We start from the raw sequence: 26,834 nt of genomic DNA, 5'->3' as shown, positions 1-26,834 counted from the left end.
AAAATCCTTTTGTCTTGATGGTAAAAATATTTTAAAAAATTTACCTTGGTGATTGCTCGTTATTGTGTTATAATCTTGAGCTTACTATCTTGTAGGCTAATCTTGCCAAAAAGATACTTACTAAGATGACATCGCATTTTTGATTTGAGTTGTATATGCGTGTTTGGACAATTAATTGTCAGAAAAACACACTTTATCTGTGCCGTGTGGCAGACTTCCTTTCCTAAGCCGCGATGATTTTGAGGGCGACTTGCCCATTTTTTCACCCCGACAAAATGCCAAAACGTTCAGCCTTAAACTCGCCAGTTATTTGGCGGCTTGTGTTTTTTCTCATCTCGTGGTCTTAATGATAAAAAGGTAAATTATGACTCATCATATCGATGCCGCCATCCAAGACGATGCGCAGCCAAGCCACTGTGCTGCCACAGAAAATGACACCGCCAATAGCGATGCCATCACTTTTGAAGATTTAAAGCTAAACAAACCCATCCTAAAAGCCCTAACCAAAAGCGGCTATACCAATCCAACGCCCATCCAAGCAGGCGCAATTCCGCATGCGTTAGACGGTCGCGATCTATTGTTATCCGCTCAAACAGGTTCGGGTAAGACAGCAGCGTTCGTGTTGCCGATCTTGGACAAATTAAGCCGTGAAGAACGCCTAGAGAAGAACATTTATGCGCTTATCCTAACGCCAACGCGCGAACTTGCTCAGCAGGTGCATGACAGCGTGCGCGGCTATGGTGCGAATGTGCGTGGTCTTTATAGCATTCCTCTGGTGGGTGGCGCGCCTTATAGTGGGCAGATTCGCGCACTAAGAAAGGGCGTGCAGATTGTCATCGCAACCCCTGGCCGTCTGATCGACCACATGAATGAAGGTCGTGTCGATCTATCGAAACTGGACGTATTGGTTCTAGACGAAGCGGATCGCATGCTTGACATGGGTTTTGCTGATGACATCAAAACCATCCTAGAAAATGCACCACAAACTCGTCAGACGGTCATGTCTTCTGCGACGTGGGACGGTGCGGTCGGTAAAATCGCTGAGAGCTTTACCGTTAATCCTGAGCGTGTGTCTATCAAGGTTGAGAGTGCGCACATTGAAGAATCTGTGTATTTTTGTGATGATTTCCATCACAAAAACAAGATCCTACTTGAACTACTTAACGACCAAGACATCAATCAAGCAGTGATCTTTACCGCCACCAAGCGCAGCACCGAGCAGCTGACCGAGACGCTGACCGATGCAGGTCTAAAGGCGCGTTATCTGCATGGCGATCTGCCACAAGGTAAGCGCAATCGCATCATCAGTGATGTCAAAAACGGTAAATGCGACTTTTTGATCGCAACTGACGTGGCAGCGCGTGGTATTGATATTTCTGCGATTAGCCATGTTGTAAACTACGACTTACCGCGCCAAGTTGAAGATTATGTGCATCGCATCGGACGCTGTGGTCGCGCTGGCCGTACGGGTGTGGCGATGAATCTGTGTAGTTTTGATGATCGTGGGCAACTACGTAACATCAATCGCTACCTAAAGCGCAACATGAGCGAGGCGGTGGTCGAAGGTCTAGAGCCAAAACGCGCGCCATTCGAGCAAGAAGAACGCCGCAAAAAAGGCGGTAGAGACGGTCGCGGTCGTCAAGATCGCCGCGAAGGGCGTCGCCGCTTTGAGCGTCGTGATGACCGTGGATTTGGCGCTCGTGCTGAGCGCTCAGAGCGTCGTTTCGACGATAAGCCGCGCTATAATGAACGTCGTGATGATCGCTTTGATCGTCGTGATCGCCATGCTGATGCTGGTTTTGAGCGTCGTGGCGAGCGCAATTATAATGATCATCGTGAGCGCCGCTTTGATGATAAACCGCGTTTTGAGCGTGAACCTTATCGTGTTGAACGCCGCTTCGATGAAGAGCTTGGTTACTATCGTAATGACCGCCCAGAGCGCCAAGGTGGCGAACGTCGTTATGGCGATCGCCAAGATCGTGGCTATGGCGAATATCGTCCGCGTGAGCAGCGCAGCTTCGATCGTCGTGATGATAGAGCTGACAGACCGCGCTTCGACCGTGAATCACGTAGGGGCTATGATGCAACGCGTCACGATCGCCGTGATGATCGCCAAGGTGATCGCAGTCGCCGTGAATTTGGTGGTGGCCGCACTGAGCGCCAGTTCGATAAGCCAAAATTCGACAAAACTGACAAGCCACGCGGCTACAAGAAACCTAAGCCAGTTGAAGAAGTATTCTTCGCCAAGCGTCAAGCAAAAAAAGAAAAACGTCGTTTTGGTGAGATTGACTGATTCATTTAAAAACACGCCTTTGGGCGTGTTTTTTGTGATGATAAAAAAGACCGTCCAGCTTGGCGGTCTAATTAACGCTGTAAATAAAGGATTATTCTGTCACGTTGTAGATCTTGCAGATGACACGCTTAAAGTAAGCAAAGGCATCATCAGCAACTTTCATCGTGGCTGCACGATCTTCATCTGTGAGCGGTAGCTCATCGATCTTGGCTTTGGTGTCGCGCCAGTGCGGCATACGACCATCGGCGTGTGACGCCAGATGAGATGCACCAAAGTCGTCTTTTTAGATCGATTTTACCTGATTCTTTATACAAAATTGCAGCGCCGACATTAGAGCCTTCGACGCAATATAGCCATCCGATGGCTTCGCTGCCTGTGATGACAGAGGTTTCTACATCTTTGCCATAGGGTTCAACCTCCAAGTCTTTCATGTCGGATTTTACGCGGTCAAGGCGAGCAAGATCTGTCAGACCATCAAACTGACCTGCCAATTGAGCGTCTTGATAGATGGGGTTCACGGTGCTGTGAAATTCGTATTGTGCTTGTAGGAACTTGCGATAGTTGTCATGGCTAGCGAATGGATTCATGCTCATGAGCAGATAATCCACCGCATCATGTGTGGGACTTCGGTTAGGGTAAGTTGGCTCATATTTCACCTGTTTTTATGATAAAAGCGGTCAAACCGCAGAAAAACTGTCCAAAAAATCGCAAAATTGACTTATTGTTTAAAAATAAAGATAATCGTTTCTATTAAATGCGATACTTTGTGCTATCATAAGTAGTATTAATTTGATTGTTGACAATCATTAATAAAATCAGTACTCATGACACAACGATCTGGGATCTAATGGTGTTACAATATCCCCATAATTATAGGCTATTGCTGATAATGTTCAAATAAAATTGGTACTTATTTTCATTTAGATTGTTAATACATGCAAGATTCGTTCGATAACCCGTCATCTGACACCAAAAAACACACCGTACACGCCAATAGGCTGGTTCGTTGGGTGTTCTTTTTGCTTGGATTTGCTTTTGTGGGATTGGCGATTTTGGGCGCGGTATTGCCTGGCATGCCAACGACAGTATTTATCTTGCTTGCGGGGTATTGCTGGGCGAAGAGTTCGGAGAGGTTCTACGGCTGGCTCATGCACCATAAGATCTTCGGAAAGATGCTAAGAGACTGGGAAGAACGTCGTGCGATGCCACGCTTTGCCAAGTATCTGGCATGGAGCATGATGACGGCGTCGTGTGTGTTTATGTATTTTAAATTACCACCTGACAAGATGTGGGTCACTATCCTAACAGCGGCAATCTGCGCCGTAACGGCGATATGGATGGCAAGATTGCCCGATGCGTGATGTTTTGCTAATTTGGCTAGAATGAATAATAAATAAAAATATCCGCGACATGGCGGATATTTTTTATGTGTGGATACAGATTACAGCTGTTTTGTGCCAAAAATCTTATCACCAGCATCGCCCAGACCTGGGATGATGTAGCCGTTCTCATTAAGGTGGCTGTCTAGGGCGGCGGTGTAAATTTTAACATCCGGATGCGCTTCATTGACCAAGCGAACACCTTCGGGCGCAGCGACCAGCACCAATGCTTTGATGTTCGTGCAGCCGTGTTTTTTTAGCATGTCGATCGTGGCGATCATACTGCCGCCAGTGGCAAGCATTGGGTCTAGGATAAGAGCAGGGCGTTTGTCGATGTCGCTGACAAACTTTTCAAAAAAAGGCACAGGCTCAAGCGTCTCTTCGTCGCGCTGTAGTCCGACCACAGAGATTTTTGCGGTAGGTAAAAGGTCGAGCACGCCATCTAGCATACCAATGCCAGCGCGCAGAATCGGCACTAAGGTAACGGTTTTACCTTTAATCTGTTCGCCACCGATCTCGCCGCACCAGCCTTGTATCTTGAAAGTCTCAATTTCAAAATCGCGACTCGCTTCGTACGCCATGAGTCTGCCAAGCTCTTTGGTCAGAGTGCGGAATTTGTAGGTGCTGCACTCAGCGGCGCGCATGAGTGATAGCTTGTGACGAACCAGTGGGTGGTCGATGATGTGGACATTTAGGGTCATGAGTTTGCCTTATGATGGATAATTTTTAGGTTGCGTATGATAGCAAGTTTGTGTTTAATTTTAAAATAAATTTTATCAAATGGCGATACTTAATTGCGTACTGCTAAGTTTAGGCTTCAGGGAGCTTGAGATCGCCATCTTTGATCATGCCGCGGCTGCGCATGACTTTTGCAAATATGAGCGTTAAAATGGCAGGCAGCACGACATGAAACAGTGCGATCAGCCCAATCGTATAAATGCTAACCCCCATGGCATCGAGCGTGCCAACCTGACCAACCAGACCTGATGTGCCCATGCCTGCACCGATGGGAATGTTTGTCATGCCAAAGATGACCGTGGCAAAAGGTGCCAAAACCGCCCCTGCCAGGGTGGGCGGTAGCCAGACTTTAGGGTTTTTTAGGATGTTTGGCATCTGCAACATACTGGTGCCAAGCCCTTGAGCGACCACGCCTGAGATGCCGTTATCACGATAGCTCATCACGGCAAAGCCAATCATTTGTGCTGCGCATCCCACCGTCGCCGCACCTGCTGACAGCCCTGACAGCCCTAGACTGATGGCAATCGCAGCACTAGAGATGGGCAAAGTTAGAAGCGCTCCCATCGTGATCGCAATGATGATACTCATTAGGATGGGTGATAATTCCATCGCCCATCCGATGAACTGCCCTAGGCTGGTCATCAGGCTTGCGATGGCGGGTGCGATGGCGTACGCTGCGCCCATGCCTGCACATAATGTAATGGCAGGCGTGATGATGATATCAACGGGTGTAGTCTTATGGACGAATTTACCAAGCTCTGCACCGATCACACTCGCCACCAGCGCGCCCACCACGCCGCCAAGCTCTGCACCAACCAGACCAGTTGCCACGCTAGAAAACAGCACCAAAGGCGGTGCCTTTAGCCCAAATGCCACACCCGCGCCGATCGCCGCACCCACTGCCGCCTGAGCATGACCACCTGCCGTGACTAAGGGTGAGAAGTGCGTCCATGTGCCGATGTTTTTTAGGATAAGACCAATAATGAGCGAGCTAAATAGGCCCAGTGCCATGCCATTTAAGGCGTCAATGCCGTAGCGCTGCCATGAGAATACGATGTTTTGTCTATTAAGATAGGCTTTTAACATGAGTGTTCCTTTGATGTCAAACCACAGTTGATGACCTACCACAAAATCAACAGTCAGATAATTACCATAAAAAATTGGCGTGCTTTGAAATCGCCACACACCAATCTTAAATTTGATACACTATATCATAAATCTTGGGGATCTGTTATGCCTTCTTGGTCGGACGTGCCCAGCTGTCGATGGTGCTTTGCTTGCTGCGAGCTAAAGTTAGCTTATCATCAGGCGTATCTTTGGTAATCACAGACCCCGCCCCAATCGTGGCATTTGCTCCAATCTTGACAGGGGCGACCAGCGAGCTATTGCTACCCACAAAGGCATTATCACCAATGTGCGTTTTAAATTTATTCACGCCGTCATAATTACAAGTAATTACCCCTGCCCCAATATTAACATCATGCCCCACATCAGCATCGCCAATATAGCTTAGATGACTTACTTTCGCCCCTTGGTTTAATGTAGATTTTTTGATTTCTACAAAATTGCCAATTTTGACTTTATCTTTAATATCCGCTTTTGGGCGAATATGGGCAAAAGGACCGATGGCAACATCCGCCCCAATGGTGCTATCATCAAGCACGCAATTTGGCTTAATGTGGGTATTATTACCAACTGTGCAATTGGAGATGACATTGCCCGCATCAATTTGTACATTATCGCCCAATACCACATCGCCCATAAATACGGTGTTAATATCAATAAACACATCGCTACCGCATTTTAATGTACCACGAATATCCACACGATTGGGGTCGGCAAATTGCACGCCATTTAATTGTAACTCGTGAATCAGATGAGCTTGATAAGTGCGTTCTAAATTGGCAAGTTGAATGCGGTCATTCACGCCGTCTATTTCAAATTCGAACGTTGGGCTAATGGTGTTAATCTCAATATTATCCGCCACCGCCATTTTAATAATATCGGTCAGATAATATTCGCCTTGGGCGTTGTTATTATCGAGCTTTGGCAAATATTTATGCAATAGTGCATTATCCACGCAATAAATACCGCTATTAATTTCTTTAATTTGTCTTTGGGCGGCGGTGGCGTCTTTTTGTTCGACAATGGCGATGACTTTATCATCTTGACGGACAATTCGCCCAAGCCCAAAAGGATTGTCCACACTCATTGTCAGCATGCTAATGCCATGCGTGTTTTGTTCAATAAGATTTTGCAGAGCATCCAATCTTGTCAATGGCACATCGCCATACAAAATTAGGCTTTTGCCGTCTTTTGGCAAATGGGGCAATGCCATTTGCACCGCATGACCTGTACCGAGCTGTTCGGCTTGCTCCGCCCATATTAAATCGCTGTCGGTAATCTCATCTTTGACCATTTGACCGTTATAACCATAAATCAAAATGGTATTATCAGCATTTAATGCACGGCAAGTATCTAATACATGGCGAAGTAGTGGTTTGCCCGCTAAGGTTTGTAATACTTTTGGCTTAACCGACTTCATGCGAGTGCCTTTGCCACCTGCTAAAATGATGATATTTAACATGAGATTTCCAATGTGAATGATGAATAAAATTGGTGTATTTTAGCATATTCGTCGCAGGCGTTTAAGAGGGTGTGTTAAGATTGGTTAAAAATGGTTGGTGGATTGAGGTGGTGCGTCATGCTGTTAGTCATTGATCAAAACTCATCATAATCATAAAAAATAGTCAATTATCCGATCGGTGAGTTATGATAAAATGAGCAAAATTTCACCACAAGCCTAATTTATAAGATCATGACCTACCCGCACAGCAGCGAAGAATACCCAACATCTCGACCGCCCAGCAACAAGCTTTTGGGCGGCAGTCATTTTGCGGCAGGGTATAGTGCTGAGCACGTCGCGGGCGGCGAGTTCGTGGTGGGGGCTGCGTTCGCTGCATGGGGTGCGTCTCCGTCGGCGGTATTGATGGGGCTGATCATCGGCAATCTGTTGGCGGTGCTCAGCTGGGCATGGGTGTGCAGTCCTGTTGCGGTGCGCGCCAGATTAACCTTATATGAATATTTGTCACGCATGGCTGGCGTGGGTTTTGTCAAGGTGTTTAACGTCGTTAATGGCATCATCTTTGCGGTGATTGCCGGTGGAATGCTAACCATCAGCGCGCAGGCATTACATGTTGCGCTGGGGCTACCTGCTCAGACGAACTGGTATTCTGACAGTCCTGCCTTCATTGGGATGGTTGCGCTAGTGGGCATGTTGGTGATGATGATTAGCACTTTGGGTTTTCATCGACTCACGACTGTCGCTCGTTATTTGTCGCCTTATCTATTGACGATATTCGTGGTGTGTGGTTTGGCGAGCTTGCCGCTGCTTTGGCAGATGGGCAGGGCAGAAGGTCTGGGATTTTGGCGGATTTTTGAGGTGTATATCTGGACGGGCAGAACACCTGATGGCAAAGAGCCTTTTAGTATCTGGCACATTGCAGCTTTTGCATGGGGGCTCAACCTTCCCCTGCATCTAGGCATGGGCGACATGAGCACGCTTAGATTTGCCAAAAAATGGCAGTATGGTTATCATTCAGCTTGGGCAACCTACGGCGGTCACTTCGTGGCGTGGGTAGGTGCAGGAATGCTGGGTGCGACCAGCGCACTACTGATGGGTGTACCGATTGGCAATCTAGATATTGGTGGTGTGGTGGTGCCAGTGCTTGGCGTGGCAGGCGTGACGGCCGTTGTGCTGGCATCCATCACGACAGCTGTCCCCAGCCTGTACCGAGCGACGCTGGCGTTCGATGGTGTGTGCCGAATTGGCTTTGTGAAGATGACAGTATTCTTGGGCACGATAACAACCATCATTGCTTGCTTTCCGCTGATATTCCTGCGCTGGCTGGACTTGATGGCGTATTTTAACATCATCATGGCGCCTGTAGGGGCGATGATTGCGGCGGAGCACTTTATCCTGCCAAGAGTTGGCATTCGTCCGCTATGGCGAGTTAAGAATCGCATCAATAAAAGCGCCATCATCACATGGTTGGCAGGGCTAATGCTGGCGGCTGGCTTATTAATGGGCGGTGTGCATTTGTTTTTTGTGTTTATACCGGTGTGGTTGGTGTGTGTCGCTCTGTATGCGGTGTGCGGTTATCATGAAGCTAAGAGGTATCGGCAGGACGCATCATTAGGGGCTTTGTATGAATCATCCTACGGGCATGATGGGATTACGCAGCAGACACGCCAAATCCAGTCTTTGTCAGGCAAGAAAACCTTATCAATAATTCTCTTCGCCATGCTGATCGCCTGCTTGCCACTATATGGCGATGACCCTGCGTCGATGCTTGGTATATTCCAGCTGCTGCTGATTGTGTTGACGGTGTTGTATTTCTCGGTAGTGGTGATTATTAATGGATGGCGATTGCTTAGGTAGCTTCGATCATAGCGCGATAGACATAATGACCAGCATAACCACCGCCGACATCACCCCTGCCAATATATCATCAATCAATATGCCAAATCCGCCAGAGACGTTTTTATCCACCCATTTAATCGGAAAAGGCTTAATAATATCAAAAAAACGAAATAAGATAAAAGGGATAATCAAAAATAAAATTAAACTTGGGTGCCAATATGCCAATCCGCTTTTATCATCCGGTATTCCTATCAACAACCAAACGCTTGGTAATAATGCAATCCACATTCCCACCCATTCATCAAAAACAATATGCGGATCATCGTGAGTATTCATTAAATCAGACGTTTTGCCACAAATATAACTGCCAATCAGACAGCCAATAATGGTAATTATCAAAAATCCCCAAAATCCCAATAAAAGCATGGGTAAAGCAATGATGGCTCCGCCCACCGTCCCCCAAGTACCAGCAGCTTTTTTGGGCAGACCAGAACCTAAGCCAATCCCTAGCCAATATACGCATCTTTCAAAGGCGGTGGCGGTGGGCGGATAGGGCGGACAAAGGTTTGATTTACGAATGTCGGGTTTGTGGTTTTGCATTCAAGTTACTCTTTGGTGCTGTGCAAATTTTTTTGTTCTCGCTGATTAAAAAATCCAATCTTATCAATCGGCTTATTCATTGCTTTTTTAAAGGCATTGTTGTTTAATAATTCTTGCAAAGTTGTGATATTAAGCGTGCGATTTTTGATATTAGAAATTTCCACCTTATGATAATTAACATCAATATGACGAGCAAAAGAAAACGGCGAAAAAGTATGTACCGCCAAATAATAGTCTTGCCCGTCTATCATATAGATATAAAAATTTGGTTTGCCGTCTGGGGCATATTGTGGGTCATAATATTCATCAATGGTTCGCCCCAAGCCTTTTTCTAACTCTTGTACGAAATCTTTCATGGATTTTATTGTTGCAGGTGCAGGCGGTTTATTGCCGTTAAAGAAACTTTGCTGTAATGGCGTGGCAATCTCCACATAAATGGGGTGTTTTGATTGATTAGCAAAAGGATAATGTCCCATTTTTTGATGATATTCATCAATCAATTTACCCCAATAAACCAAATGATTTAAACGAATAATATCAGCATTGGTCTGAAAGTCAACATAAGCACTTTTTTGAGCATCTGTCATCGCCTTTTGGGTGTTTTGAGCGATAGCGTTTATATTAAACAGGTTAAGAGATAATAATATTGTCAAAATAAATTTATTCATGATTAACGCCTTTTGATTGGCAAATATTTAATTAAAAATGCTCCCACCCTTTTACCAATAAATCCACTTCTTTTTTATTGCGCAAAAACACTAGCCCTTTATCCGCCACAATGTGCCCAATGGGATAAATTGGCATATCAGGATTTTGGGTTTTGAATAAATCAAGTTTAGCAGAAGGCATGGTAAAGCACAATTGATAGTCGTCTCCGCCATTGATTTGATGTTGCCATTTTTGGGCGTGGGGCAAGGCATCAAGCAGGGCATGGCTTGGTATGGCATCAAGGTCAATCACCGCCCCCACGCCACTTGCCCTCAAAATATGCCCCAAGTCCTGCCCCAGGCCGTCCGAGACGTCAATCATGCTGCTTGCAAAGCCGATGAGTCGCCCACCAAGTGCCACCTGTGGGGCAGGGTATTGCAGGGCTTGGTGTAAGTCGTGGGGCAGAGTGTCTGGCGGTCGGTTGGCGTGACCGTCCCCGTTCAAATCGTCCAAAATCCGATGCAACCCAAGGCTTGCAAGCCCCACCGTGCCACTCATGCACACCACATCACCCACGCACGCTCCTTGCCGTGTGATTGCTTGATTTGACGGAACAAAACCCAAAGCCGTAACCGAAATCGTCAAAACAGGCGAGCCTGTGGTATCACCCCCAATCAGCTCCACGCCAAAGGGCGTGCAAGCATCCGCCAAACCGTGTGCAAATGCCTTGCAAAAATCATCATTCGCCATAGCTTTTGGCAAGGATAATCCCACCAAAATGGCGTAAGGTGTCGCCCCCATGCTGGCAAGGTCGGACAGATTGACCGCCACCGCTTTATAGGCAATGGCGTGCGGGCAGGTCTCATGAACAAAATGCCGTCCTGCCACGAGCGTATCCACACAGCTGACAAGCTGGCTATTTGGCGGAATGTGGCTTATCGCACAGTCATCGCCAATGCCCAAAACGGTGCTTGGGTGGCGTGTAGTGGCGTGTTTAAAATGGGTGTAGATTAGGGAAAATTCGGACATGGTTATTTATTTGATGATTTTAAAAAAGGGCAGAATTATCCACCCTTTTAATTACTCGCTTTCTTTTTTGGCTTTTTTCTCAGCTTTGTTCGCTTGATATTCCAATTCTCGCACTTCTTTGGCATATCTGTCTAGGATGGCATTGATGAATTTATGTGCATCGGTTGCCCCAAAATGGGTGTTCAATTGCATGGCTTCATCCAGCACGACTTTATAAGGAATGTGCAGGCTGTGCTTAAGCTCATAAGCACCAATGAGCAAAATCGCCTTCTCAATGGTGTCTAATTTATCAAAACTGCGTTCAAGATAGCGGGTGATGTCCACGATGAGCTCACCTGCCTTCATCGGAATCTCACGCATCAGCTCGTGATAGTAGCCAAGATGTACGGTGTGCATGGCGTTCACGCTGCGAGTGCGCGCAACGATGGTGTGCGGTTCGTTACCGCCCAGGAGATCTCGCTGCTGAGTGGCGAAGCGATAATCGGTCATCAGCCATTCATAAAGCCCCTGCACGGCAAAACGACGTGCCTTACGAATGGCGGTATAACTGGTCTTATAGCCTGTTTCGTTAATGTCAAAAGATTGGTCAGAAGTCGGAGTATTCATGTCAAAGCCTTGTCATTGGGTAATTTATCATAACAAAAAATCGTGAAGATCTCATCTTTTTACGTTGTTGTGTGATAATGACCGATTATGCTGTTAAATAATAAAAGGGCAAATTGCGTAAATTTGCCCTAGAGTGTGAGGTCAAATTATAGCGCTTTTAGGACGCTTGCCATCTCGATGGCGGTCATGGCAGCTTCGTAGCCTTTATTGCCTGCCTTGGTGCCGGCACGCTCGATGGTCTGCTCGATGTTTTCGGTGGTTAAGATGCCGTTAATCACAGGGATGTCGTGATGTAGCGCCACGTGCGATAAGCCTTTGGCAGACTCGCTTGCCACGATATCAAAATGCGGTGTCGCACCACGAATGATCGCACCAAGTACCACGATCGCATCATATTTACCAGAAGTTGCCATGCGCTTGACGGTCAGTGGTAGCTCGAACGCACCTGGCACACGCACAACGGTGATGTTCTCGCCTTGTACACCGTGACGAAGTAGGGCGTCCAGCGCGCCTTCAACCAAGCTCTCTACTAAAAAACCATTAAAACGACCAACCGCGATACCAATGCGAAGACCTTGGTTCTGGTCAAGTGCGCCATCTAGATGGGTAACGGCTGATTTTTGGTTGGTGTAATTCATGTTCTCGCCTATTTTTATGAGTGAAAATCATCGTTTATTTTAGCATATTTTGCCATGGAGTGGGCGATTTTCATGCCAAATTGATGCGAAAATTACCAAATGAATTCTAATAGAATTACAGTCGTACAGGAATGCCTTGGGCTGCCATGAATTCTTTGGCCTCGCGTATCGTGTGATCACCGAAATGGAAGATGCTCGCGGCAAGCACAGCATCAGCTCCGCCTTGTAATATGCCATCGGCCAGATGTTGTAGGTTGCCAACACCGCCTGATGCGATGACGGGGATGTTAACTAGCTCGCTGATGGTCTTGGTGAGCAGTAGGTCGTAGCCTTGGCGTGTGCCATCGCCATCCATGCTGGTCACTAACAATTCGCCTGCACCACGTTTGGTCATCTGCACCGCCCAGTCAATGGCATCGATGCCTGTGACTTTACGCCCGCCATGAGTAAAAATCTCAAAGCCAATACTGCCATCTGGTCTGGTGACGCGCTTGGCATCGATGGATACCACGATACACTGACTGCCAAAGCGTGAAGCGGCATCATTAACAAGATCGGGGTTGGTGATGGCAGCAGAATTAATACCAACCTTGTCAGCGCCTGCATTAAGCAGATTGCGAATGTCATCGATCTTACGTACGCCACCGCCAACGGTCAGCGGGATAAAGATATTCTTGGCGATCTGCTCTACCATGTGATAGGTCGTATCTCGACCATCAGAGGTGGCAGTGATGTCCAAAAAGGTGATCTCATCGGCACCTTCATCATTATAACGAGTGGCGACTTGTACAGGGTCGCCTGCATCTTTGATGTCCACGAAGTTCACGCCTTTGACGACACGACCATTTTCAACATCAAGGCAGGGGATTAGGCGTTTGGCTAGCATGATTTTCTCTTCATTTTTGGCTGATATTATGTTGCGATATTATGACAATAAAGACCGTTTTATACAACCTAAATTCTTTATATTTATGGCGACAATGCTGAATGTAGCGCACCTTACGTGTGTGGATATGAGCAGTCGTGAGTTTTCTGAGCTGATAAGGCAGGGTTTGCCAAATAACTAAAACCCAAAAATTCCAAGAAAGTGTTCGTAAAATCAGTAAAAACCCTTTAAAATATGCACTTTTGGTAAAAGCAGGAAAAGTCCATGTCCGTCTATACCCACCTATCCGATGATGAATTTTTTGCGTTTTGTGGTTTGTTTGGCGTAAAATTTAAAAAAGCCATTCCCATCGTGCAAGGTGTCAAAAATTCCAACTGGTTCATTCAGAAGGACAGCGACGTGGGCGATGAGTTTAGCTATGTGTTTACGCTATTTGAAGAGCGTGTGCCTGCTGATATTATCAAAATGGCAACCGTCATGCACGCCCTAAAAGACAAATTGCCAATCGCCCCGCCGCTTGTCAAGCTTACCGCCAAAGGCGATGACATCGGCACCGACTGCGTCATGCGATACGAAAACAAGGCAATCCTAGTCGTGCCAAAGCTAGAAGGTAGGCACCCCACCAATACAGACACCGCCATGTGCCACACTATGGGACAAGCGTTGGCGACACTGCACGAGACCTTACAAACCCTGCAACCTGCCGAAAACTATGGCGTGCCACTGTACGACTGGGCAAGAGTCAAAAAGCGTGAAACCGCCTATATGCCCACCGATGAAGCCCGCCTGATGAACGACATCTGGACAACATATGCCAATCTGCCCGATGATTTGCCAAAGGGGCTTTGTCATTTGGATATGTTTACTGATAATACCTTGTGGGATTTTTCGGGGGATACGGCTACACTTACGGGGCTTTTGGACTTTACCGAAGTATCGGTTGAGCATTATTTGATGGACATTGCCATTACCATTAACGATTTTTGTACGACTTGGGGCAATGCGACAGACGGCGAGAGCGTGAATTTTAACACCGACAAAATGACTGCCTTTATAGACGGCTATGAGAGCGTCCGCCCCTTGACCGACAACGAAAAAACCGCCCTGCCTGTCATGCTTGCCTACTCTGCCACGATTTTTTGGCTACTGCGTCTAAACGTCATCTGCTATAACCGTGAGCAAGGGCGGACGGGCGATGACATCATGGTCAAAAATCCTGATTTGATGAAACGGCTGGCAAGCTATCACTGGAATAAAGTCAAACCCACCAATTAATAAGTGAATTTACAATGTGCCAACTACTTGGAATGAATTGCAACACGCCAACCGACATCGGTTTTAGCTTTGCTGGCTTTCGTCAGCGGGGCGGTGGAACGGATCATCACGAAGATGGCTTTGGGATTGCGTTTTTTGAGCGCAGTGACTCGGGTAGGCTAGGCTTGCGTCAATTTCATGACAACAAGCCAAGCCATCTGTCGCCTGTCGCTGATCTGATCAATCATCATCCTATCAAGGCGATGAACGTGATTGCGCATATTCGTAAGGCAACCACCGGCGAGAAAAACAGCCTTGCTAATACGCATCCCTTCGTCCGTGAGGTATGGGGCGAGCAGTGGGCATTTGCGCATAATGGGCAGATGACAGACAGCTTCATTCGTCGCACCCAAAGGCTGCATGACAATGGCAACGCAGAACATTATTCGCCTGTGGGTATGACTGACAGCGAGTTAGCGTTCTGTTATCTATTAAACCGCTTAAAATCAACCTTTAAATCTCGCCCATCAGACGAAGCGTTATTTGCCTTTTTGACCGCACAATGCCGCTATCTGTCCGCTAATGGGCTGTTTAATTGTCTGATTTCGAACGGTCATTGGCAGTTGGCGTATGCGGGCAGCCTTTTGTTTTATCTGACTCGCAAGGCGCCATTTGGCGAAGCGCATCTGTCTGATGGCGAGATGAGCGTGAATTTTGGCGATTTGACCACCGATAAGGACAAGGTGACCATTCTTGTAACCATCCCTTTAACCAAAAACGAGACGTGGCAACAGATCGCGGTGGATGAATGCTTGGTTTTCCAAGATGGTGATGTGGTGTTTAGAGACACACCGAGCAAAAAAACCTATCTGTCCATCGAAGATGGCATCGCCTTAGCCCGAAGTGTGGGTGCGAGCGTCTAGCGTTTGACCGCGATCACATAGATGGCATCATAAGTCAAAGGATATCGCCATTTTCCATCGTTGAAAATGGCGAATTTTTTGCGGTAATTTTCATAAAATTGTGCCAATGACGACTTCGTCCATCCTACGCTGCCCACAGATACGCCCGTTTCTTTGATGTGGCGTAGAATCTGCTTTGGCTGATCAAAATATAGCGTGTACGGCGTTTGTTCGGTATGGATGACATCAAATCCAGCCTTAGACAGCATCTGTATGATGTCATCAAGACTGTGATAATCAAGCCCGATGCCTGTCAGCGTCTTCATCTCATGCAAATTATCCTGCCCGAATGTGGCAAAGGCGAACGTGCTAGCATCTGACAGTGCGTGATGAATGCGATGGCACAGGGTGGGTAGATCTTTCATCCACTGCAATGCTGAGCTTGATAGCGCCATGTCCACCCTAGGTAGATCGATGTGCTCAATGTCGCCGATGATAAACTTGGCGCGGTCAATGGCAGAATGCACATCGTACAGATCATTCAGATAGAGCTCATCTATCTGCCATAGTGGGTGATAAAGTTTGGTCAGATTGCCCACGCCGCAGCCGATCTCTAGGATGGACTTGGGCGATGCATCGGGCAGGCGTGTCTGGATGAGTGTGATAAGATGCTGACACATCTGATGCTGAACCAATGCAGACTGATCGTAAGTGGCATGTGCTTTTTTAAAATTATGCGCGATGAATTCTGTACTGATGTCGGCATTTAACATCGTGTCAATTCCTCAAGTGTTCGGCAGAATTCATCAATCTGATCTGTGGTAATGCCTGCGGTCAGACAAATGCGAATGCGTGCTGTGTTCACAGGTACGGTGGGTGGGCGGATGGGCAGCACATAAAAGCCTCTGTCTTGAAGTGCTTCTGCCAAATCAATGGTCTTTTGATTGTCGCCGATGATGATGGGGATGATGTGGCTGTCTGAAGGACATTCATAGTCTAAAGATTTGATTTTATTTCTAAAATATCTGGCATTGTCCAGCAGTGCCTTACGTTGAGTTTGCATCGTGATTGACTGATTGAACACAAAAGCAGACCACAGTGCGTTGACGGGCGGTACGTTGGTGCTGAAAATCAAAGGGCGCATGCTGTTAATCAGTAGCTGCTTGATGATGTCATCACAGACGATGAAGCCGCCCACGCTTGCCCATGCCTTCCCGAATGTCCCCACCAAAAAATCAATCTCATCCATCACGCCCAGCGTCTCTGCTACGCCAAGACCACACTCACCGAACACGCCCACGCCGTGCGCCTCATCGACATATAGCGAGACGTTTGGGTATTGTTGTTTTAGGGTGATGAGTGCCTGCAGGTCGGTCACATCACCATCCATGCTAAATACCGACTCAGTCATGATGATGATGTGGCGATAATTGGCATGGTGCTTATCAAGAAGCTGAGCCAGCTGGGTCAGATTCTGATGCGCATAACGGAAGAATTTCGCCCCGCGCTCTTTGGCCAATAAGATGCCATCAATCATGCTGGCGTGCACCCATTTATCCGCCAAGATCAGCGTCTGATCATCCGCGATGGCAGGCAGGATGCCAATATTCATGTGATAACCACTATTAAAGGTCAGCACCGATCGCCCATAGGCAGCTTGCAGGGCTTGCTCTAGCATTTCGTGAGCATCAAAATTACCCGTCAAAAGACGAGAAGATGAAGCACCAAAACAAAAATCGGCGTGGTGCTGATGGGTTCTGATGAATTCATCCTTTAGGTGTGAGCGCGCTAGCCCAAGATAATCATTGCTAGAGAGGTTTAATAAGTCCGTCTGAAGGCGAAAACTGCGGATGTTACCCGCATTCTGCAAGGCGGACAGTCGTTCGTGATAGGGCGTGAATTTATCCATGAGTTGATGTCTTTGTCCTTATAAAGATAGCTATGTTAGGGGAAGTTTGGCACAAATGCAAGTTAAGGGATAAGAATGACATGGATGCGGTAGACATTAACCCGCTTGTTCCTTATATGAATGCTAATGGTTCAAGCTATCTGGCACGCGCAGCAGGGCGTGAAGGTGTTGAGAATAAAGACGCGGGTCTGCGACTGGCCTATCAGATCAACCCTGATCATGCACTGACCTTTGATGCTGCTTATGGTCGCCAAGGCAATGAATACTCTGGCGATACCCAATACTCCAACCGTGACTCTAGCGCGAAAGCCACAGGCAACCAAGCCCAAAGCAACGCCTTGCTAAACAGCCTGATTGGCACCGAGACGAACATCATGCGCCAAGACAGCTATTCATTGACGCACGACGGGCTGTATGATTGGGGGATAGCAAATTTACCCTGCAATATGACCAAACCAAAAACACCCGTCTTGACAAAGGCTTAGCAGGCGGTCCTGAAGGGGTGATACGTTCGGTGAATAATGAGGCGCCGACTTTTGAAGATACTGAGCTAAAAACATGGCGCGCCCACGGCGAGACGAGTATCCCTTTTACCTTTGGTGTACCTCACAAAATCACCATCGGCGCCGAATATGTCAAAGATGAGCTGACAGACACCGCGAACATGGATGAAAGTACTTTAACTGGTACAGATGCTAATGCGCTGTATGCTGATGCCTTTGTAACGGGCGATCGAAGCAAAAGCACCTCAAAGATTACTTCAGCGCACATTGAGGATAACTTAGAACTGAACGAGAACACGAATCTTATGCTAGCATTGCGTTATGATCATCACAACAAATCAGGCTCAGACCTAAGCCCTGCCTTAAACTTAACGCATCATTTGAATGACAACTGGACACTAAAGGCAGGCGTGGCGCGCGCCTATAAAGCGCCAAATCTTTATCAAATTTCAAATGACTATCTGTTGGGCACGCGTGGACAGGGTTGTCCGATTTATCTTGTGCCAGCAGGTCAGTGGTGTGTGCTTCAAGGCAATGGAAACCTAAAACCTAAAACCTCATTAAACACCGAGCTTGGCATTCAATATCGTGATGCGGTGACTAACGCCAGCTTGACGTATTTCCACAGTGATTATAAGGATAAGATCACCGCAGGTAATACGCTGATTGGTAGTGTGACATTGCCCTACACGGCTCGCAGAACTACTAGTGACATGATATAACCTGCTGCAATGGGAAAACATCCCTGAAGCCAAAATCGAAGGCGTGGAAGGTAGCTTGACGTGGAATTGGGGCGATGCGCGCTGGACGAACAACGTCACCTATATGATGGAGTCCATTGATAAGCGCAGCGGCAACCCATTGTCGATGATTCCAAATTATACATGGAATTCGATTTTTGGTTATGACATTGATGATAATTGGGATGTGAATTTCACCTTTACCCAATACGGTCGCCAAAAGCCGCGCCAATTTGCCGAGAGTAACATCCAAAACTCTGCAAAAGATGACTTATTGCATAACAAAGAAGTTAAAAGCCATAATATTGTCTCACTCAATACTGGCTACCGTCTCAATGATTATCTAAGTGGACGCATCGGCGTGAATAACCTGTTCGACAAACAAAAGCTGCGTGACAATACGATTAGCCAAATCTATAATGAGCCGGGAAGATCTTACTTCGCCAGGTTAAAATATGAGTTTTAACCATTAAGAGCGGATTTTTTCCGCTCTTTTTATGACATTGGGTGTCCAATCATGATAAAAAAGTTAGCAGCTGTCAGTTTGATGGCGTTGATGTTCCAAGGCTGTGCGACTAAGCCTTTGAGTGAGCCAGTGGCAACTTGGCAGCCCGCGACGATGCTAAATAGCCAAGAGACGATCATGCATCCATCCTATACAGATAAGGAATATTTGATTCAAGTGGCGACCATTGGTGATAGACCTGCCAGCGGCTATCCTGTCATCTATGTGCTTGATGGCAATGCATTCTTTGCGGTAGCATTATCCATCGCGCAGATGATGCATGGCAAGCCAAGTGAAAAAAATCCCAAATCCTTCATGGTGGTTGGGATTGGCTATACTTCAGGCAAGCAGTTTGACATTCCAAAACGCACGCACGACTACACGCCGCCAGCTGAAGATTATCCAGAGCCAAAAGGTGAGCAAGTGGCTTTTGGTGGTGCTGATTATTTTCATGCCTTTATGGTAGATGAGCTAGCACCCATGCTCGATAAAAAATTTGGCATCAATCCGAATTATCGCACGCTGATTGGTCATTCGTATGGTGGGCTGTTTGGGTTGTATGTGCTATTTTCTCGCAGTGAGAGCTTTGATCATTATGCGATCGCAAGTCCGTCAATCTGGTGGAACGATAAGAGTATTCTGGGGCATAGAAGCGGGCTGATTGATACATCTAATATCAAAAATGTTCTTATCACGCTAGGCGAGCAGGAGCTAACCGCGCGCCATCGAAATCCGAACGCGCCGAGCACAGATCTGCCCAATAGCGACGCGTATTTGATGTATGAGTTTTTGCAGCAACAACTGCCCAATGCCAAAGTTAACTTTGAGTTTAATTCAGGTTATTCGCACGGTGAGAATGCTTATCCGTCCATCATACAGGGCGTAACGATGGCGTATCAGGCATGTAAGGCAGATCAGGACTGCTGATGCGTGGCTGGCTTTTGGCGATATGGATGGGATTGATAGGTGTTCATGCCCACGCTTTTTGCCAAAAAGACAAACATTATGACTTAATATGCTTGCGCAATCATTATCAAAAGCCCAGCAGCCAATGGCATCCACCAACGGTTGATGAGGGTGTGGTATGGTTGAAGCTTGCGCCGATTGTTATTGATGATAAATCGCCTACGCCAATTGCCATTCTGGGTGGGCAGTTATTTTTTTGAAACCGCATTATCATCAGATGGGCGGGTTGGATATGTCAATTGTCATGATCCACTTTATGGGTTTTCAGACCCAAGGGCTGTTTCGATTGGCGTGTATGGCAGGCAAGGCAGTCGTAATAGCCAGTCTTTGATACACCTAGGATTAAGTTCTAAGTCGCAAGGATTTTTTTGGGATGAAAGGGCGCGCAGTCTGTCTGAGCAGGCACTCATGCCCTTAACTGATCCCAACGAAATGGACATAACGCTAGAAAGTGTGCCAATGCGCTTGAATCAAAAAAGGCTGTCTGCCGAAGTTTGAATTAGTATTTGGTGAGACATTGACCGCTATTGAGATTGACCAAGTTGCTCAGGCTTTAAATGCATATCTTATTACTCTTACGCCTGTACGTACCCGATTTGATGAATTCTTGCTGGGTGACAGTGCGGCATTATCCGACAGTGAGCTTTTGGAATTGTATGTATTTCGTACCAAAGGCAGATGTATGAATTGCCATTTTGGGATGGCAATGAGCGATGATAAATTTCATAATCTAAATCAGACTCTGGCAGGGCGGCCGCGTCAAGATTTTGGTAAGTGTGCTGTCACGAGAGATGCTAAGGATTTTGGCAAATTCAAAACACCGTCTTTAAGAAATCTATCCAGCTCAAAGCCTTGGTTTCATCATGGACTATTTACAAATTTATGGGGTGTGGTGGCAATCTATAATCAGGCATGACAATCCCACCCATCAAAAATGCACCCGCCATTGCTCACAAGAATCACTTAGATCCGCTCATCAAGCCTTTGGCGCTAAACGATGAAGAGATGGGCGCTTTGGTGGATTTCTTGATGGCGCTTTAATTAGTGGCAAACCATCACATCAGGCTCATCACCATTTATCAGATAATCAACCACCGCACCATCGATGCAAGCATTGGCGCCTGATAAGCTGATGGTGTGACCGAAATATGGCGTATAAATCAAATAATCACCAAAGCGATTCGCCATGTTCTTGGCGTTCGATAATGGTGTGGCGAAGTCATGCGCCTGCGCCACGAACAGTAGTGTTGGCGTGGCATCGCTGATAAGATTGGCATCTAAGTCATCCGCACCATCAAAAGGCCAATAATAGCAAGCATCCAGCAGCTCATCATCGCTGCGCTCAATGTCGTTGTAGGCGGCGATTTTGCCGATGGCTTTTGTCCTGTTTAGGTAGTTGCTACGATCTTTTGGGGCGGAATCTGCACAGTTAATCCCGACAAAGGCATCTTGGCTAAAATCCTGCTCGCCAAATTCTTGAATGAATAGCAATTCGTTATATTTGCTCGTTTTGCCATGACTTAATTCATCAAGCATGACATACATCTCCGGCCAAGCCAGCTCATCACCCAGATTATTTTCAATCAGGCCTAGAATCGCTCGCTCATCGATGGGATCGTTGTTCTTATCGGTGAGTTTTTGGGCGGCAAGTTTGGCGATTTTTGTCAAAAATTCACGATTTTGTTCATCAGATTGACCAAAGATACAAGATTCATCTTGATGGCAATTTGACATGAATCGATAAAAAGCAATCTGAGCGCCTGTCTGCTGATTCGCCCAAATCGTAAATAAATCCTCGCTTGTGTCCACCACGCCGTCTAATACGCCTGCTCTTAGGTGCGACGGGTAATATTCGGCGTACTGGGCGACGATTTTTGTGCCGTAGGAGTAGCCAAGCATCGACCAGCTGTCGATATTTAGCTTGGTGCGTATTTTATCTAAGTCGTGTACGGTGTGGATGGTGCTGATGGACTTGATAAAATCCAGTCCTGAATGCGCCACGCACGCATCAACATAGGCTTTTGCGCCATCTTCTTCGAGTGCGCCACCGCAGTCGATCGCAGTGGATGGCTTCACACCGCGCTGTGCGACGCCTAGGACGTGAAAGCTGTCCTTTAGGGTGCGAGTGTATTCATCATCAGACAGCCAGCCGATCATGTCAAGGCTGTGACCACCGGGTCCACCGCTTAATAACAGCAAGTCTTTGGCATCGGCATTGGCTGATGGCAGGCGCGTCATGGCGATCGTGATGGTTTTGTCTTGGGTATCGTCTAAGGGCAGCTCAATGGCAGCGCACTGTAGCTGTGCGGGCGGTGGCAGACTAAACCATGACCAAAATGTCGGGCGATAGCAGGACTGCCATGAGACTTCCCCCTGTGTCTGCTCTTTAGATAATAAATATCCAAAGCCTAACGCTGCCGCCACTAATATGATAATCACAAATAACAGCAGTATTTTAAATATAATCTTAAACACTTTTTTCACGACAATACATTAACCAAAAATTAAGTTATATTGTAGCATGATTTTTGGGCATCTTTTTGGGATTTGCCTTGAAAAGCAAGAAAACGACCCTATTTTTTTGGGTAGATTTTTAACATCTTGGAGAGATCATGAGCGACATTAACCAACATCAATTTGAAGCCGAAGTGGCACAGCTTTTGCATTTGGTGACGCATTCTTTGTATTCTAATGCGGATATTTTTGTGCGTGAATTGGTATCGAACGCGTCTGATGCGTGTGATAAATTACGCTTTTTGGCGACATCGGACGACAGTCTGTATGAGAATGATGGCGAGCTTGCCATCAAGATCGACATCGATAAGAATGCCAAGACCATCAGCTTTAGCGATAATGGTATCGGCATGACAGAAGAAGAGGCGATTGCCAACCTAGGTACCATTGCCAAGTCAGGCACTAAGGCATTCTTGGAGCGTCTGTCTGATAATGATAAGAAAGACGGTAATCTCATCGGTCAGTTCGGTGTGGGATTTTATTCAGGATTTATCGTGGCGGATCAGATTGTCGTTGAGAGTCGTAAGGCAGGCGAAGCACATGATGTTGGCGTGCGCTGGGTGTCTGACGGCACAGGTCGATTCACCACACAGACCATCACCAAGCCAAACAAAGGCACGACCATCACCTTGCACCTAAAAGACGACTACAGTACAGGCGAGCAGGATTATACCAATGAATACACCATCAAATCACTGGTAAATAAATACTCTGATCATATCAGTCTACCCATTCAGATGCGCAAACAAGTCTGGCAAGATGAGCTGGATGATGCAGGCGAGCCGACGGGTAAGGGCGAATATGTCCTAACTGATGAATACGAGACCATCAATAAAGCCACTGCGCTGTGGACACGTACGCCTAGCGAGGTGAGCGATGAAGAGTATGCGGATTTTTATCAGAATTTGACGCATGATTTTGATGCGCCATTGACGTGGTCACATAACCGTGTCGAAGGTCGTGTGCAGTACACTCAGCTCCTCTATATTCCCAAAAAAGCCCCGATGGATCTGTATGCGCGCGAGCAGCAGCGTGGGTTAAAGCTGTATGTAAAACGCGTCTTCATCATGGACGATGCCGAGCAGCTGTTGCCAATGTACCTGCGCTTCGTGAAAGGTGTGATTGATACGGCGGATCTACCGCTGAATGTCAGCCGTGAGATTCTTCAAGAGTCGCGCGACACCAAGTCTATCCGCGAGGGTAATGCGCGCCGCGTACTTACCATGATTGCAAGCCTTGCCAATTCTGAAGATGCGGATAAACAAGCCAAATTCGCTGATTTTTATCGTGAGTTTGGCGATGTATTAAAAGAAGGTCTGGGCGAGGACATCTCAAACCAAGAGCGCATCGCCAAGCTAGTACGCTACGCCACAAGCACAGATGATGCCTTGAATACAGGCTTTGCTGACTATAAAGCACGCATGAAAGAGGGTCAAAAGGCGATCTACTATCTGACCGCTGACAACCTAGCCGCCGCCAAGAATAGTCCGCAGCTGGAGTTGTTTAACAAAAAAGGCATCGAGGTCATCTTAATGACGGCGCGCGTGGATGAGTGGGCGATGAACTTTCTGACCGAATTTGACGGTACGCCGCTACAGAACATCGCCAAAGGTGCGGTTGATCTGGGTGACCTGACTGATGAAGCCGAAAAAGAAGAAGCTCGCCAAGCCGAAGAGAGCCTAAAGCCAGTCGTTGAGAAGCTGCAAAGCGCCCTGGCTGATCGTGCCAAAGAAGTACGCGTGTCGAGCCGTCTGGTGGACAGTCCTGCTTGCCTGGTCGTTGGTGATGGCGAGCTGACGCCGCAGATGGCGCAGATGTTAAAAGCAATGGGGCAGCCTGTGCCTGACGTTAAGCCCATCCTTGAGATTAACCCGACGCACCCACTCATCGAGCGTCTAGAGACATCGAGCGATTTTGATGATCTGGCGCAGGTGGTGTTCGATCAAGCACTCTTGGCAGATGGTGGTCAGCTTGAAGATCCAGCAGGCTACCTAAAACGCATCAACAAACTGCTGCTGAAATAATCAATATCAATAAAAAACGCTCACAAGTTGGGCGTTTTTTATTGATTAAGAACATGGCGAAATCAGACCGAACGTTGTAAAATAAACGAATGACGATAACGAACCATTGATTATGAGTGACTTTATTCCTGCCTTTAAGAACATCGACTTGTCCGCACCTTGGCTTATGCCTTATCTGGGCATACATCAAGTTTTCAATCAGGATTTGCCAACGGGTGAGCTTGCCGACTGGCTAAATAGCTACTTTAAAGATCATGCCATCAAGCCGACATTGCATAATTCGAATAATCCTCTAACATTCGTCAATCAAGACGATCTACCACACGGCACAGCGTACGAGGCGCACATCCATGCAACTGCTAATATCCCAACACGCAATAATCTGCACGACTGGTTCGGTGCGTGCGTGTGGTCAGCATTTCCAAAATCAAAGTCGGTATTAAACCACGTTCACATCCGCGAGATGGCAAAGGGCGCTAATGAGCATAATGGGCGCAACCGTGTCCGCGATGCGATTACAGTCTTTGATGAAAATGGCGCGATACTTATGGTAAAAGATCGCGATATTGGCAAGGCGCTGCAGAATTTTGATTGGCAAAATGCACTTGTCAAGCCGCGCAATCAATGGCATAACCCAGCTCTACCAAGTGCTGATGATGCTGCGCAGATTTTTATCTTTGGCCATGCTTTGCTTGAGCAGTTGATTTATCCGCGCAAGCCACTTTGTAGCCATACACTTATTTTGAGCGTGGATGATGAGTTTTTTGAGCTTGGTTTGGCGGATAGGCTGGCATATGTGGATGAGGTGCTTGCGAGCAGATTGGATCAATGGCTCGTTGATGGGGCGACACCAAGAGACCTCTCGCCATTGCCAATTTTGGGCGTGCCGTATTTTTGGGATAATGAAGATGCGTCATTTTATGATGATGCGAATGTGTTTAGATCGGGGAGAAGGGCGTGAGTATGTATCAGATGGCATTGATTTTGCACTTATTGGGCGCAAGCATCTGGGTTGGCGGCCATCTGTATTTACTCATTCGCTTGATGCCTGGGTTTATTCGTCATAATGACGTGGCAGGGTTTTTAAAATTTGAAAAAAGCTATGAACCACTGGGCATGAGTGCGCTGGCTGTACAGGTGATGACAGGACTATACATGATGCATGACATTGTGCCTGTTGGCATGTGGGGCGAGCCAATGGGGTTTTTGTCAGCGCTGATTCATGGTAAATTGACATGGCTGGCATTAACGATCATTACCGCATTGCACGCGAGGTTTCGCGTCGTTGCCAAGCTTGAACAGGGCATTTATACGGACAGCACTTTAAAGGTGATGGGCGTTCATGTGGCGCTGATCTGTCTGTGGAGCGTGGCGTTTGTGGTGACGGGGGCGATGTTCCGCGGCTAAGCGATGAGCTTTTTTATCACACGCCAAGCATCTTGATAAGGCGGCGCGGTAAAAAACAGACCGATCATCACGGTATATAGCGCGGCATAATGAAGTGGTTTTTTGATTTCGAAGAATTTGAATGCCGTACCTGCGGATTTTTTGAGTCGAAGCCCTAGTACATTGACGCTATAAATCTCATCAAGCAGTAGATGAATGAGACTGCCAATGAATAAAAATAGCCCAAACATCCAGCTTACAAAAGCAGTCATTTGCAATCCATAAAACACCCCATGCACCACCAAGAGCCCAAATACCGCCATATAAGGCACAGAATGCACCACCCCACGATGTACCGTCAAGCGGCTAAATGTCTCAATGATCACAAAGCGAATGATGATAAAGCTGATCCCCCATAGGATTAAAGAGTCTAAGATCAGCTCATTTTGCCGGTAGGCATTGGCATACGGTATCACAATGAGCATGGAGGTGATGAGGCTACCTAAGAAAAACCCTCGCTTGGCAGGGGTGGAGTGATCTAGGTCAATGTCAGGCAGTAATCCGCCAATTGTGCCAATGATGGCGCACAGCACGCCTGTTGTTAGTCCGAATAATTTGGCGTACACACCGCAGGCAGCGAGCACAGTGCTGGCCGCTGCCGCGACGGTGAGATGGGTGCGAAAATTTGCCATGACGGACCTTAGTTATTAAAAATCGCGCTATTTTAGCACACTGCTGACTAACTTCAAATTTAAATCATGCCGCCCAGACCTCAGATGGCACCAATGAAAAAACGCCTTGATCTATCAAGGCGTTTTTGTGAGTAGGATATTACTCGATATCAAAGACTTTACCACGATTCATAACCCCATTAGGGTCAAACACTGCTTT

The 26,834-nt window shown here is 47.0% G+C and carries 31 protein-coding genes; 16 read left to right on the top strand and 15 right to left on the bottom strand.

Annotated elements, in window-relative coordinates; translation table 11 throughout:
* Positions 1-364: 364 nt before the first annotated feature.
* Positions 365-2,293, top strand: coding sequence for a DEAD/DEAH box helicase (locus MBO_RS00365; RefSeq protein WP_052585187.1), 1,929 nt, complete (start codon positions 365-367; stop codon positions 2,291-2,293).
* Between the two features lie 91 nt (positions 2,294-2,384).
* Here MBO_RS00365 and MBO_RS09970 read toward each other — a convergent pair whose 3' ends face one another.
* Positions 2,385-2,528 (bottom strand): hypothetical protein, encoded by a 144-nt coding sequence (locus MBO_RS09970; protein WP_226997782.1) that lies wholly within the window; start codon positions 2,526-2,528, stop codon positions 2,385-2,387.
* Positions 2,491-2,949 carry a biliverdin-producing heme oxygenase gene (locus tag MBO_RS00360; protein ID WP_227712634.1) on the bottom strand — a complete coding sequence of 153 codons (459 nt, stop codon included), beginning with the start codon at positions 2,947-2,949 and terminating at the stop codon, positions 2,491-2,493. Before MBO_RS00360 ends, MBO_RS09970 begins: the two co-directional genes overlap by 38 nt.
* Before the next feature lie 279 nt (positions 2,950-3,228).
* Here MBO_RS00360 and MBO_RS00355 point away from each other — a divergent pair, with 279 nt between their 5' ends.
* Positions 3,229-3,654 (top strand): YbaN family protein, encoded by a 426-nt coding sequence (locus MBO_RS00355; RefSeq protein ID WP_036361863.1) that lies wholly within the window; start codon positions 3,229-3,231, stop codon positions 3,652-3,654.
* A gap of 80 nt (positions 3,655-3,734) precedes the next feature.
* On the opposite strand, the gene upp is transcribed toward MBO_RS00355, so the two are convergent.
* From upp to glmU, 3 genes are all read right to left on the bottom strand, one after another.
* Complete coding sequence (upp, locus tag MBO_RS00350; protein WP_036361861.1) at positions 3,735-4,373, bottom strand: uracil phosphoribosyltransferase; 639 nt, start codon at positions 4,371-4,373, stop codon at positions 3,735-3,737.
* Positions 4,374-4,482: 109 nt separating this feature from the next.
* Positions 4,483-5,595, bottom strand: a complete 1,113-nt coding sequence (locus MBO_RS00345) for a PTS transporter subunit IIC (RefSeq protein ID WP_265013572.1) — start codon at positions 5,593-5,595, stop codon at positions 4,483-4,485.
* A 46-nt stretch (positions 5,596-5,641) separates the two neighbouring features.
* Complete coding sequence (gene glmU / locus MBO_RS00340) at positions 5,642-6,997, bottom strand: bifunctional UDP-N-acetylglucosamine diphosphorylase/glucosamine-1-phosphate N-acetyltransferase GlmU (RefSeq protein WP_036361857.1); 1,356 nt, start codon at positions 6,995-6,997, stop codon at positions 5,642-5,644.
* A 231-nt stretch (positions 6,998-7,228) separates the two neighbouring features.
* Between glmU and MBO_RS00335 the strand changes: the two genes are divergently transcribed.
* Positions 7,229-8,851 carry a hypothetical protein gene (locus MBO_RS00335; protein ID WP_046697711.1) on the top strand — a complete coding sequence of 541 codons (1,623 nt, stop codon included), beginning with the start codon at positions 7,229-7,231 and terminating at the stop codon, positions 8,849-8,851.
* A 6-nt stretch (positions 8,852-8,857) separates the two neighbouring features.
* Here MBO_RS00335 and MBO_RS00330 read toward each other — a convergent pair whose 3' ends face one another.
* The 6 genes from MBO_RS00330 to hisF all read right to left on the bottom strand — a co-directional run bounded on the left by MBO_RS00330 (position 8,858) and on the right by hisF (position 13,240).
* Complete coding sequence (locus MBO_RS00330) at positions 8,858-9,433, bottom strand: phosphatidylglycerophosphatase A family protein (protein WP_036361855.1); 576 nt, start codon at positions 9,431-9,433, stop codon at positions 8,858-8,860.
* Between the two features lie 5 nt (positions 9,434-9,438).
* Positions 9,439-10,101, bottom strand: coding sequence for a hypothetical protein (locus MBO_RS00325; protein ID WP_036361851.1), 663 nt, complete (start codon positions 10,099-10,101; stop codon positions 9,439-9,441).
* 31 nt (positions 10,102-10,132) lie between these two features.
* Positions 10,133-11,110 (bottom strand): thiamine-phosphate kinase, encoded by a 978-nt coding sequence (thiL, locus tag MBO_RS00320; protein WP_036361848.1) that lies wholly within the window; start codon positions 11,108-11,110, stop codon positions 10,133-10,135.
* Positions 11,111-11,161: 51 nt separating this feature from the next.
* Positions 11,162-11,716, bottom strand: a complete 555-nt coding sequence (gene nusB, locus MBO_RS00315) for a transcription antitermination factor NusB (protein ID WP_036361846.1) — start codon at positions 11,714-11,716, stop codon at positions 11,162-11,164.
* Between the two features lie 146 nt (positions 11,717-11,862).
* Complete coding sequence (gene ribH / locus MBO_RS00310; RefSeq protein WP_036361843.1) at positions 11,863-12,354, bottom strand: 6,7-dimethyl-8-ribityllumazine synthase; 492 nt, start codon at positions 12,352-12,354, stop codon at positions 11,863-11,865.
* A 115-nt stretch (positions 12,355-12,469) separates the two neighbouring features.
* Positions 12,470-13,240: an imidazole glycerol phosphate synthase subunit HisF gene (gene hisF, locus MBO_RS00305; protein WP_036361841.1), complete on the bottom strand. Its 771-nt coding sequence runs from the start codon at positions 13,238-13,240 to the stop codon at positions 12,470-12,472.
* 264 nt (positions 13,241-13,504) lie between these two features.
* Between hisF and MBO_RS00300 the strand changes: the two genes are divergently transcribed.
* Both MBO_RS00300 and MBO_RS00295 read left to right on the top strand, forming a co-directional pair.
* Positions 13,505-14,515 carry a homoserine kinase gene (locus MBO_RS00300; RefSeq protein ID WP_036361836.1) on the top strand — a complete coding sequence of 337 codons (1,011 nt, stop codon included), beginning with the start codon at positions 13,505-13,507 and terminating at the stop codon, positions 14,513-14,515.
* 14 nt (positions 14,516-14,529) lie between these two features.
* Positions 14,530-15,417: a class II glutamine amidotransferase gene (locus tag MBO_RS00295; protein ID WP_036361834.1), complete on the top strand. Its 888-nt coding sequence runs from the start codon at positions 14,530-14,532 to the stop codon at positions 15,415-15,417.
* On the opposite strand, the gene bioC is transcribed toward MBO_RS00295, so the two are convergent.
* Positions 15,414-16,169 carry a malonyl-ACP O-methyltransferase BioC gene (gene bioC / locus MBO_RS00290; RefSeq protein WP_036361832.1) on the bottom strand — a complete coding sequence of 252 codons (756 nt, stop codon included), beginning with the start codon at positions 16,167-16,169 and terminating at the stop codon, positions 15,414-15,416. The two genes, MBO_RS00295 and bioC, sit on opposite strands and share 4 nt — an antisense overlap.
* Positions 16,163-17,305 carry an aminotransferase class I/II-fold pyridoxal phosphate-dependent enzyme gene (locus tag MBO_RS00285; RefSeq protein WP_052585186.1) on the bottom strand — a complete coding sequence of 381 codons (1,143 nt, stop codon included), beginning with the start codon at positions 17,303-17,305 and terminating at the stop codon, positions 16,163-16,165. The genes bioC and MBO_RS00285 overlap by 7 nt, the downstream gene beginning before the upstream one ends.
* A 32-nt stretch (positions 17,306-17,337) precedes the next feature.
* On the opposite strand from MBO_RS00285, the gene MBO_RS00280 reads away from it, so the two are divergent.
* From MBO_RS00280 to MBO_RS10130, 8 genes are read left to right on the top strand one after another with little or no spacing between them, the layout of a single operon-like run.
* Positions 17,338-17,790 (top strand): hypothetical protein, encoded by a 453-nt coding sequence (locus tag MBO_RS00280; protein WP_152545069.1) that lies wholly within the window; start codon positions 17,338-17,340, stop codon positions 17,788-17,790.
* Positions 17,724-18,530, top strand: a complete 807-nt coding sequence (locus MBO_RS10140; protein ID WP_152545068.1) for a TonB-dependent receptor domain-containing protein — start codon at positions 17,724-17,726, stop codon at positions 18,528-18,530. The genes MBO_RS00280 and MBO_RS10140 overlap by 67 nt, the downstream gene beginning before the upstream one ends.
* A gap of 55 nt (positions 18,531-18,585) precedes the next feature.
* Positions 18,586-19,014 (top strand): TonB-dependent receptor domain-containing protein, encoded by a 429-nt coding sequence (locus tag MBO_RS10135; RefSeq protein WP_265013571.1) that lies wholly within the window; start codon positions 18,586-18,588, stop codon positions 19,012-19,014.
* Positions 19,015-19,065: 51 nt separating this feature from the next.
* Positions 19,066-19,980, top strand: coding sequence for an alpha/beta hydrolase (locus MBO_RS00265; protein ID WP_080702119.1), 915 nt, complete (start codon positions 19,066-19,068; stop codon positions 19,978-19,980).
* Entirely contained in the window at positions 19,980-20,219 is a 240-nt protein-coding gene (locus MBO_RS00260) for a hypothetical protein (RefSeq protein ID WP_052585181.1), read from the top strand. The genes MBO_RS00265 and MBO_RS00260 overlap by 1 nt, the downstream gene beginning before the upstream one ends.
* The gene (locus MBO_RS00255; RefSeq protein ID WP_080702118.1) at positions 20,167-20,517 is read left to right on the top strand and encodes a cytochrome-c peroxidase; all 351 of its coding nucleotides are present in this window, start codon (positions 20,167-20,169) and stop codon (positions 20,515-20,517) included. Before MBO_RS00260 ends, MBO_RS00255 begins: the two co-directional genes overlap by 53 nt.
* A 19-nt stretch (positions 20,518-20,536) precedes the next feature.
* Positions 20,537-20,935, top strand: a complete 399-nt coding sequence (locus MBO_RS00250) for a cytochrome-c peroxidase (protein WP_052585180.1) — start codon at positions 20,537-20,539, stop codon at positions 20,933-20,935.
* Positions 20,932-21,060, top strand: a complete 129-nt coding sequence (locus tag MBO_RS10130) for a hypothetical protein (protein WP_257791629.1) — start codon at positions 20,932-20,934, stop codon at positions 21,058-21,060. The genes MBO_RS00250 and MBO_RS10130 overlap by 4 nt, the downstream gene beginning before the upstream one ends.
* Here the strand turns inward: MBO_RS10130 and MBO_RS00245 are convergent, their stop codons facing one another.
* Entirely contained in the window at positions 21,061-22,458 is a 1,398-nt protein-coding gene (locus MBO_RS00245; protein WP_152545066.1) for an alpha/beta hydrolase, read from the bottom strand.
* A gap of 173 nt (positions 22,459-22,631) precedes the next feature.
* Here MBO_RS00245 and htpG point away from each other — a divergent pair, with 173 nt between their 5' ends.
* The 3 genes from htpG (at position 22,632) to MBO_RS00230 (ending at position 25,964) form a co-directional block, all read left to right on the top strand.
* Complete coding sequence (gene htpG / locus MBO_RS00240) at positions 22,632-24,557, top strand: molecular chaperone HtpG (RefSeq protein WP_036361826.1); 1,926 nt, start codon at positions 22,632-22,634, stop codon at positions 24,555-24,557.
* 112 nt (positions 24,558-24,669) lie between these two features.
* Positions 24,670-25,518: a DUF3025 domain-containing protein gene (locus tag MBO_RS00235; RefSeq protein WP_036361823.1), complete on the top strand. Its 849-nt coding sequence runs from the start codon at positions 24,670-24,672 to the stop codon at positions 25,516-25,518.
* Positions 25,515-25,964 carry a copper resistance protein CopD gene (locus MBO_RS00230; RefSeq protein ID WP_152545065.1) on the top strand — a complete coding sequence of 150 codons (450 nt, stop codon included), beginning with the start codon at positions 25,515-25,517 and terminating at the stop codon, positions 25,962-25,964. Before MBO_RS00235 ends, MBO_RS00230 begins: the two co-directional genes overlap by 4 nt.
* On the opposite strand, the gene MBO_RS00225 is transcribed toward MBO_RS00230, so the two are convergent.
* Positions 25,961-26,635: a metal-dependent hydrolase gene (locus MBO_RS00225; protein WP_052585179.1), complete on the bottom strand. Its 675-nt coding sequence runs from the start codon at positions 26,633-26,635 to the stop codon at positions 25,961-25,963. The genes MBO_RS00230 and MBO_RS00225 overlap by 4 nt on opposite strands.
* Positions 26,636-26,834: the final 199 nt, after the last annotated feature.

Origin of the sequence: Moraxella bovoculi 237 (genome assembly GCF_000696305.2) — a bacterium.
Lineage (GTDB): Bacteria > Pseudomonadota > Gammaproteobacteria > Pseudomonadales > Moraxellaceae > Moraxella > Moraxella bovoculi.
This window is presented reverse-complemented; position numbering and strand designations above follow the sequence as displayed.